Source organism: Mycobacterium sp. NAZ190054 (assembly GCF_001545925.1).
In the GTDB taxonomy this organism is placed as follows: Bacteria; Actinomycetota; Actinomycetes; order Mycobacteriales; family Mycobacteriaceae; genus Mycobacterium.
This window is the reverse complement of the sequence record NZ_LMVQ01000172.1, coordinates 1-7,940: the sequence shown is the minus strand read 5'-3', so window position 1 is coordinate 7,940 and position 7,940 is coordinate 1. Positions and strand designations below refer to the sequence as shown.

General features: G+C 69.8%; 6 protein-coding genes and 2 pseudogenes. 4 read left to right on the top strand and 4 right to left on the bottom strand.

The window, feature by feature from the left end:
* Positions 1-127: pseudogene (locus ASJ79_RS32230) on the top strand (IS630 family transposase); the annotation flags it as partial.
* Positions 128-218: 91 nt separating this feature from the next.
* Here ASJ79_RS32230 and ASJ79_RS13815 read toward each other — a convergent pair.
* Both ASJ79_RS13815 and ASJ79_RS13810 read right to left on the bottom strand, forming a co-directional pair.
* Complete coding sequence (locus tag ASJ79_RS13815; RefSeq protein ID WP_067956034.1) at positions 219-1,637, bottom strand: wax ester/triacylglycerol synthase family O-acyltransferase; 1,419 nt, start codon at positions 1,635-1,637, stop codon at positions 219-221.
* Positions 1,638-1,663: 26 nt separating this feature from the next.
* Positions 1,664-2,887 carry an alpha/beta hydrolase gene (locus ASJ79_RS13810; protein WP_067956032.1) on the bottom strand — a complete coding sequence of 408 codons (1,224 nt, stop codon included), beginning with the start codon at positions 2,885-2,887 and terminating at the stop codon, positions 1,664-1,666.
* Positions 2,888-3,066: 179 nt separating this feature from the next.
* Here ASJ79_RS13810 and ASJ79_RS13805 point away from each other — a divergent pair, with 179 nt between their 5' ends.
* Together ASJ79_RS13805 and ASJ79_RS13800 are read left to right on the top strand one after the other, a co-directional pair.
* Complete coding sequence (locus ASJ79_RS13805; RefSeq protein WP_067956038.1) at positions 3,067-5,232, top strand: acyl-CoA dehydrogenase; 2,166 nt, start codon at positions 3,067-3,069, stop codon at positions 5,230-5,232.
* A gap of 22 nt (positions 5,233-5,254) precedes the next feature.
* Positions 5,255-6,166 (top strand): alpha/beta hydrolase, encoded by a 912-nt coding sequence (locus tag ASJ79_RS13800; RefSeq protein WP_156448434.1) that lies wholly within the window; start codon positions 5,255-5,257, stop codon positions 6,164-6,166.
* Between the two features lie 3 nt (positions 6,167-6,169).
* On the opposite strand, the gene ASJ79_RS13795 is transcribed toward ASJ79_RS13800, so the two are convergent.
* Positions 6,170-7,450 (bottom strand): amidohydrolase family protein, encoded by a 1,281-nt coding sequence (locus tag ASJ79_RS13795; protein ID WP_067956030.1) that lies wholly within the window; start codon positions 7,448-7,450, stop codon positions 6,170-6,172.
* Positions 7,444-7,599, bottom strand: a complete 156-nt coding sequence (locus ASJ79_RS35035; RefSeq protein WP_197420208.1) for a hypothetical protein — start codon at positions 7,597-7,599, stop codon at positions 7,444-7,446. The genes ASJ79_RS13795 and ASJ79_RS35035 overlap by 7 nt, the downstream gene beginning before the upstream one ends.
* Before the next feature lie 70 nt (positions 7,600-7,669).
* Between ASJ79_RS35035 and ASJ79_RS35030 the strand changes: the two are divergent.
* Positions 7,670-7,940: pseudogene (locus tag ASJ79_RS35030) on the top strand (hypothetical protein); the annotation flags it as partial.

Sequence of the window (7,940 nt, the reverse complement as noted above, 5' to 3'; positions counted from 1 at the left end):
CGACATCCGAGCGTGGATCGACACCTGGAACGACAACCCCAAGCCCTACGTCTGGACCAAGACCGCCGATCAAATCCTGGCCAGCATCGCCAACTACTGCGCCCGAATTAATGACTCAGGACACTAGTAGCCCTCGCCCTCACCCCACCCCTTCCGCCGAAATCGCATTCCAGCAGCAAAACTTCGAGTGTGGGCCTGCTGGAATGCCATTTCGGCGGTTAGTTGGGCAGGGCGGATTCGACGACGGTCAGCTCGGCAGAAAGCCCTGCGGCGCGGCGGATCTCGATGAACTCGTCGACCATCGCCGCGGTGAGCTCGTGCGGGTCCTCGAGGGTCTTTCCGTCCGACAGCACCGAGATGTTGATCTGGTCGACATAACTCCACACGGTGATGTTGAGACCGCTGCCGGCCGTGAGGGGTCCGACGGAGTAGATCCCGGTGACGAGCGCGCCTCCGACCCGGGCCCGCTCGCGCGGGCCGGGCACGTTGGAGATCGGCAGGTTCAGCACCTTGTTCTGGCCGTCCTTGTTCGACAGCCACCGGAACATCGCCTCGGCCGGGGCGGGCGGGAAGTACGCCGACCAGCGGCTGACCAGCTCCGGCCCGATGAGGTTGTTGCTCTCCTTGCCCGCGGCCGCGGCGTCGTGCGCGGCGTGCACCCGCTCCACCGGGTCCTCGACGTCGACGGGCAGGCTGACCAACACACCGGTGAAGTAGTTGCCCGAGATCCGGTCGCGCGAGAAGTCGAAACTCACCGGCACCGAGGCCAGCAGTGGATGATCCGCCCGACCGTCATAGCGCAGCAACAACTTCCGCAGCGCACCGGCCGACATCGCCAGCACCATGTCGTTGATGGTCACGCCGAGGTGTTTGCCCGTCTGTTTGACGTCGTCGAGCGCCAGCGTGGCGGTGGCGAACTTCCTCGTCGCGTCGATCATGTGGTTGATGAACGACGGCGGTGGCGTGAAAGGCCTTGTCAGTTGCGGGGACAGCTTGTGCGGGCTGCGTCGGACACGGCGCACACCCTGGGCCGTGTAGCGCACCACGTCCGGCAGTTTGGCGATCTGGCGCATGTGGTCGGCGAACGCGGTACGTACCAGCTCGCCGCGAGTGGGCGCCGGGTCGGTGGCGTACGAATCGCGATCGGCCCCCGGACTGTCCTGCAGGTCCATGCCGCGGGCCAGCAGGTTGGCCGAGGCGACACCGTCGGCCAGGGCGTGGTGGATCTTGCCGAGCACCGCGATGCGGCCCCGGGCCAGACCCTCGATCAGATACATCTCCCACAGTGGGCGGCTGCGGTCCAGCTGCGTGCCGGCGATCCGGCCGACGGCTTCGTCGAGCTCACGGCGACCGCCGGGCGCGGCGGCGCGGCAGGAGCGGACGTGGTATTCGAGGTCGACCTCGGCGTTCTCCCGCCACATCGGGTGGTGGAACTTGAACGGGATGTCGATCAGCTCGTACCGGAACGGGTCCAGCTTGTAGAGCCGGCTGTGGATGACCTTGCGCAGCTCCTCGACACCGAACGTCGCCCCGCCGAGATCGTCGAGTTCGATCACCGCCAGCTTCAACGTGTGCATGTGGACGTTCGGGGTCTCGCTGTACAGCAGCACAGCGTCCCAGCCACGAAGCCTCTTCACCGCGCCACCTTCCCCACCGGAGGTGCCTATATAACCTCTTTGGCCCCGATCAGACTGCGGTTTCGGTGAATGTGATTGAGAAACAAGCCAATTGCCGTCGACACGGCACCTGTGCGGGCACCGTCGGTCATGTCGAAGCCGTGCCCGGCACCCGGCAACTCCACATAGCCGACCACCGATCGGGACACGCCGCGCAGCCGCTCCACGAAACTCTGTGCCTGGGCGACCGGGATCACGCTGTCACCGGTGCCGTGGACGACGAGGAACGGAGGCGCCTCCGGATGGACCCGCGCCATGGGCGAGGCTCTGCGGTACACGTCGGGATGCTTGTCGAACTTGCGCTTCACCACGATCCGCTCGAGGAAGTCCATGAATCGGACCCGCTCGACGGTCGACTTGTCCTCCCAGTCGTAGCGGCCGTAGATCCCGACGACCGCGTCGACGGACGTGTCCGAACCCTCCGGGAGTTCGCCCTGCATCTCCGGGTCGTTGGCCGTCAGACCGGCCAGCGCCGCGAGGTGGCCGCCGGCCGATGTTCCCGAGATCGCCACGAAATTGCGGTCACCGCCGAACCGGTCGACATTGGCGCGGGCCCAGGCGATCGCGGTCTTGACGTCGGTGATGTGGGCGGGCCACGGGTGGTGCGGCGCCACCCGGTAGTCGATGGAGAGGCACACCCAGCCCTGCTCGGCCAGATGCGACATCAGCGCATAGCCCTGCAGCATGCGGCTTCCGTGCACCCATGCTCCGCCCGGCACGAAGATCAGCACCGGAGCGGGCTCGGTGGGCAGATCGTCGCGACGCCACACGTCGAGCAGCTGGGACGGGCGCGGACCGTACCGCACCGACGTGCGGTGGACGTGCCGGCGGTGCTCACGCATCTTCCAGACCGGCGGCGTACGTTCGGCGGCCGGCCACTCGATCTCCAGATCGTTGGCTCCGACCACAGCCCGCAGCGCGGCCTCGGCGATCGCGTTGGTGCAGTCTTTGTCCTGCTGCTTCTTCTCGGCGTCGTTGGGTGTCACCAGCGACTTCGCCAGCGCCCCGACGAAGTCGGGGGCGTGCCGGGTGCCCCAGATCCCCGCGGCGGTCAGTGCGCCAAGGGGCTCAAGGTGTTTCCCGATGACGGGCAGCGACGCCGACGCGACGCTCATCGCCAGCATGTAGTCCGACGGACCCGCGTTCAGCAACCATTTCAAACGGGTAGTCAAGGTGGGCCCCGGATACCGGGTGTCCGGCCGTTCCGTCATTGCGCGAGCGTACCCCCGGCCGCAGAATCCAAACGACAATCTGAGCGAAGTTGTCTACTCATGTTTCTGATGTAGTCAATTTGTGACGGTGCTCACACACCCGACTGGGCTGTGACGCACGATAACGTCGATCGACGACCGTCAACTTCAGCAGTGAGGCCTTCCCCGTGAGCAAGCCCGTGACCGCGTCCAATCTCGCCATCACCGACGACCATCAGGATCTCGCCGCGGCCGTGTCCGGCCAGCTCATCCGGCTGCAGGCACCGGCCAAGGCCAGGGCGACACTCGACGGCGGAGACCCCCACCCTGCCGACATCTGGTCGGCCGCAACCGAACTCGGCTGGACCGGGCTGGCTCTGCCCGAGGAGTTCGGCGGTTCAGGTTTCGGGCTCGAGGAACTCTCCGTCGTCGCGGAGTGCCAGGGCAGGCACCTCGCGCCGGGCCCGTTCCTGTCCAGCGCCGCGGCCGCCGTGGTGATCGACCGGTGCGCACCGGATCCCACCCGGGCCGAGCTGCTCCCCGGCCTGGCGAGAGGAGAGACGATCGCGGCGCTCGGCGTGTCGGGCACCGTCTCCGTCGGGAGCGACCTGACCGTCACCGGAGAGGCCGCAGCAGTACTCGGCGCACCGGACGCCGCGGTGTTGGTCCTGGTCGCCGGGCCGGACGTGGTGATCGTCGAGAGCCGGGAAGCCGGTGTCGCGATCAGCCCACTCGAAAGTCTCGACACCACCCGCCGGATCGGGGCCGTGGCGCTGAGCGAGGTTTCGGTGCCCGAGGACCGGGTGCTGCGGGGCGCCGCCCGCAACGCCAGGACCGCGTTCCGCATCCTGGCCGCCGCCGAAGCCGTCGGCGTGAGCTGGGCCGCGCTGGACATGGCGGTGGAATACGCCAAGGTGCGCGAGCAGTTCGGCCGCACCATCGGCACCTTCCAGGCCGTCAAGCATCACGCCGCCAACATGCTCGTGGCCGCCGAGGTCGCGACCGCCGCCACCTGGGACGCCGCCCGCGCCGAGGACCTGGACAGCGCCTGGTTCGCCGGTGCGGTCGCCGCGACGCTGGCGAACCGGGCGCAGGTGTTCAACGCGCAGCACAACATTCAACTGCACGGCGGCATCGGGTTCACGTGGGAGCACGATGCGCACCTCTATCTGCGCCGGGCCCGGACGCTGGCCGCGCTGAGCGCCGACGGCGCCGACGCGGTGCTCGACATCGTCGACGCACAGCGCAGCGGTCAGGCCCGCGGCGCGTCGTTCCCGTTGCCCCCGGAATCCGAGGAGTACCGCAGCCGGGCGCGCGAGGTCGCGACGGCGGTGCGGTCGCTGCCCGCCGATCAGCAGCGCGATCACCTCGTCGACTCCGGCTATCTGGTCCCGCACTGGCCGAAGCCGTGGGGCCGCGGCGCGAACGTGCTCGAACAGCTGGTCATCGAGGAGGAGTTCGCCGACGTCGAGCGCCCCGACATGGGGATCACCGGGTGGGTGGCGCTGACGATCGCCCAGGCCGGCACCGACGATCAGCGCGAACGCTGGGTGGACCCGGTGCTGCGCGGGCAGGTGATGTGGTGCCAGCTGTTCTCCGAGCCGGGTGCGGGGTCGGACGCCGCGGCAGTGCGGACGTCGGCCAGGAAGGTCGACGGCGGCTGGCGGGTGACCGGGCAGAAGGTGTGGACCAGCCTGGCGCACCTGTGCCAGTGGGGCCTGGCCACGGTCCGCACCGACCCGGACGCCCCCAAACACGCCGGGGTGACGATGATGGCGATCGACATGAAGGCCGACGGGGTCACGGTGAACCCGCTGCGCGGCATCACCGGCGACTCGCACTTCAACGAGGTGTTCTTCGACGACGTGTTCGTCCCCGACGCCGATGTCGTCGGCGACGTGAACAAGGGCTGGCTGGTGGCGCGGGCGACGCTGGGCAACGAGCGGATCTCCATCGGCGGCGGCTCGGGCGCCCCGATGGGCACCACCCCGGACCACCTGATCGCGTTGCTCGACAGCTCGCCGGGGACGTCGGCGGGCTATGTCAGGCAGGCGGGCGAGGTGATCGGCGAGCTGCACACGCTGCGGCTGCTGAACTTGCGACGGGCCACCCGGGCGATCACGGGTGCCGAGCCGGGACCGGAGGGGAACGTGACCAAGCTGCTGGTCGCCGAGTCGGGTCAGCGGCTCACCGAGCTCGCCTTCGAGTTGGCCGGCACCGCCGCGGTCACCGGCCGGGCCCCGCAGCTCACCGGTGGTTACCTGGGCAACCGAGCGATGACCATCGCCGGCGGCACCTCCGAGATCACCAGGAACACCATCGCCGAGCGGATCCTCGGATTGCCGCGAGACCCGCTTCTGCGCTGACCGACGCACGCATACTGATCGGGTGCCCCGCATCGATTTTCATCCCGAACTGCGCCGCAGTGCCCGCTTACTGCCCAAACAGATGATCACACCCGTCACCCTGCCGTTCCTCCGGGCCGCGTCCCGGCTGATGTGGCGCAGCAACGACGCCGGCGACGACGTCGAGGTGCTCACGCTCTCCTCCGGGGTGGGGGTTCGGTTGTTCCGCCCGCGCGGCGCCGCGCCCGGCGCGGGCCCGGCGCTGCTGTGGATCCACGGCGGCGGCTATGTCATCGGCGATGCCGCCCAGGACGACGTGCTGTGCCGGCGCTTCGCGCGGGAGCTCGGCGCGACCGTCGCGTCGGTGAACTACCGGCTCGCGCCCGAACATCCTTATCCGGCCCCGGTCGAGGACTGCTACGCGGCGCTGACCTGGCTGTCCCGGCTGCCGTCGGTGGACCCGGCACGCGTCGCGATCGGCGGGGCCAGCGCCGGCGGCGGGCTGGCCGCGGCGCTGGCGTTGGTTGCTCGCGACCGCGGTGAGATCGCCGTCGCGGCACAGGTTCTGGTGTATCCGATGCTCGACGACCGCACCGTGCACCGCAAGGGACTGGACAACCCGGGACACCGGCTGTGGAACCAGTCGAGCAACCGCTTCGGCTGGCGCGCGTATCTGGGTGACGCCGATCCGGACGAGGCCGTCCCGGCCCGTCGGGTGGATCTGGCCGGGCTGCCGCCGGCCTGGATCGGCGTCGGAACCCTGGACCTGTTCCACGACGAGGACCTCGCCTACGCCGAGCGGTTGCGTGAGGCCGGCGTGCCGTGCGAAGTCATGGTGGTCGACGGCGCGTTCCACGGATTCGACGGAATCGCGCCGAAAGCGTCTGTGTCGGTGTCGTTCTTCAACAGTCAGTGCGCGCTGTTGCGGACCGCGTTCGCGCCGGCTGCAGCCTGAGCGTCAGCTCCGTTCGTAGACGACCTCCCCGCCGATGATGGTGGCGACGACTCCGTCGGCGTGCAGTTCGGCCGGCGTGGCCGGCGGCGGCGTGGCCAGGATGCAGAGGTCGGCCGCCGCTCCCGGTTCGATCCGCCGGGGGACGGCCGGCCGGTCCGGTTCACCGAGGAACATCGCCAAAGCCTGTGTCACCGAGACGCGTTCGCCGTCACCCAGCACCCGCCCGGACGGGGTGCTGCGGTGCACGGCCGCGCGCATCGCCGCCCACGGATCGGCGTCGCCGAACGGGGCGTCGGTGGACAGCGCCACCGGCACCCCGGCACGGCACAGCGAGGCGACCCGCCACAGCTCGTGATGCTCGGCGGCGTCGATATCGGTGAGGTACTGGTCGCCTCGCTCGGCCACGAAGTTCGGTTGGGTCACGACGGTGATCCCGGCGGCGGCGAGGTCGGCGAGGCTCCCGTCGGGCACCACGGCAGCGTGCTCGATGCGGTCTCGCGGATGAGTTCCGGTGCTGCGCAACGCCTCCAGTGTCACGACGAGCTGGGCGGCGGTCACACAGTGCACCGCGACCGGGACGTCCTCGGCGTGCCGGTCGGTGATCCACGCGCACAGCGCGTCCAGGTCGAGGTCGTGGTCGTGCAGGATGCGTTTGCCCGGAGCCAGGCACCGCACCCGCTGGCGCATGTCGCGCCGCAGCTCTTCGGGAGCCTCGAGATCCGGTGTGGCATCGGTGACCCCGGTGACCCCGGCGCGGCACAGGCGTGCACTCAGCCCCGCCAGGTCGGGTTCACTGCGCAACGGCACCGCCCAGCCGGCATCCGAGCTGGGCAGCCGTCCGTCGGGGTGATCGGCGAGCCCGACGCGGCGCAGTGCGGCGGTGTTGAGGATCCACTGCGCGCCGCTGCGGTGCTGCACGCGCAGCGGTACCGCCGGCGCGACCTCGTCGAGCACGTGCCGGTCCAGTGGTCCGGCGGCGGCGTCGTGGTAGCCGACGGCGCGGATCCATCCGTCGTCACCGACAGTGGCGGCGGCGAGGGTCTGCGCGAGTTCGGCCCTGCTGTGCACCTCGTCGGGGCCGACCCGGACGGAGTGCAGTGCCGCCGCGGCGGCACGCACATGGACGTGGTGGTCGTGCAGACCCGGCAGCACGGTGCCGCCGGCGGCGTCGTACTCCTGTTCGCCGGGTCGGGCGGTCAGGCCGTCGGCCACCTCGACGACCCGGTCCCGGATGCGGATGTCGGTCGCGGTGCCGTCGAGCAGCAGGGCACGCCGGATCAGCACGGCCCGGCCAGCCGCGCGGCGACCAGACGGTCGACGGCGTCGTTGTCGGCGCCCAGCGCCGGACCCGGTTGTGTCGCCGCCGGTGTTGTGCTGCAGTCTTTCTCATCGCTCGCGGGTAGTGCGGCGTAGTGCGCGGCGATCGCGGACATCGCGATCTCGACCAGCTCCCCGCCACCCCTGGCCTGTGATTCGAGGATCGCCTGGGCCGCGTGCAGGCCGGTGAGCGGGTCGGCGATCGCGTCGCCGCAGAAGTGTGGCGCCGCAGCGGTGCCGCCGACCAGCCCGCCGGATACCGCCGCGTCGTCACCGAACGCGACCCAGTCGGCGCGGCCGTCCGTGGTGCCGTGTCCGGTGATACGCAGCCAGATGCTGGCCTGGCTGGGGGTGTCGAAATCGGGATATTACGAGTGGCTGGGCCGGTCAGCCAGCGCCGCAGCGTGTCGCCGTGAGGAGCTCAAGCTCAAGATCGCCGCGCTGTTCAAGTCTTTCG

Excerpts from the sequence above, each read along its gene's own strand:
- ASJ79_RS13810 (WP_067956032.1), bottom strand. The coding sequence starts at position 2,887 with ATGACGGAACGGCCGGACACCCGGTATCCGGGGCCCACCTTGACTACC.
- ASJ79_RS35035 (WP_197420208.1), bottom strand. The coding sequence starts at position 7,599 with ATGTCCGCGATCGCCGCGCACTACGCCGCACTACCCGCGAGCGATGAG.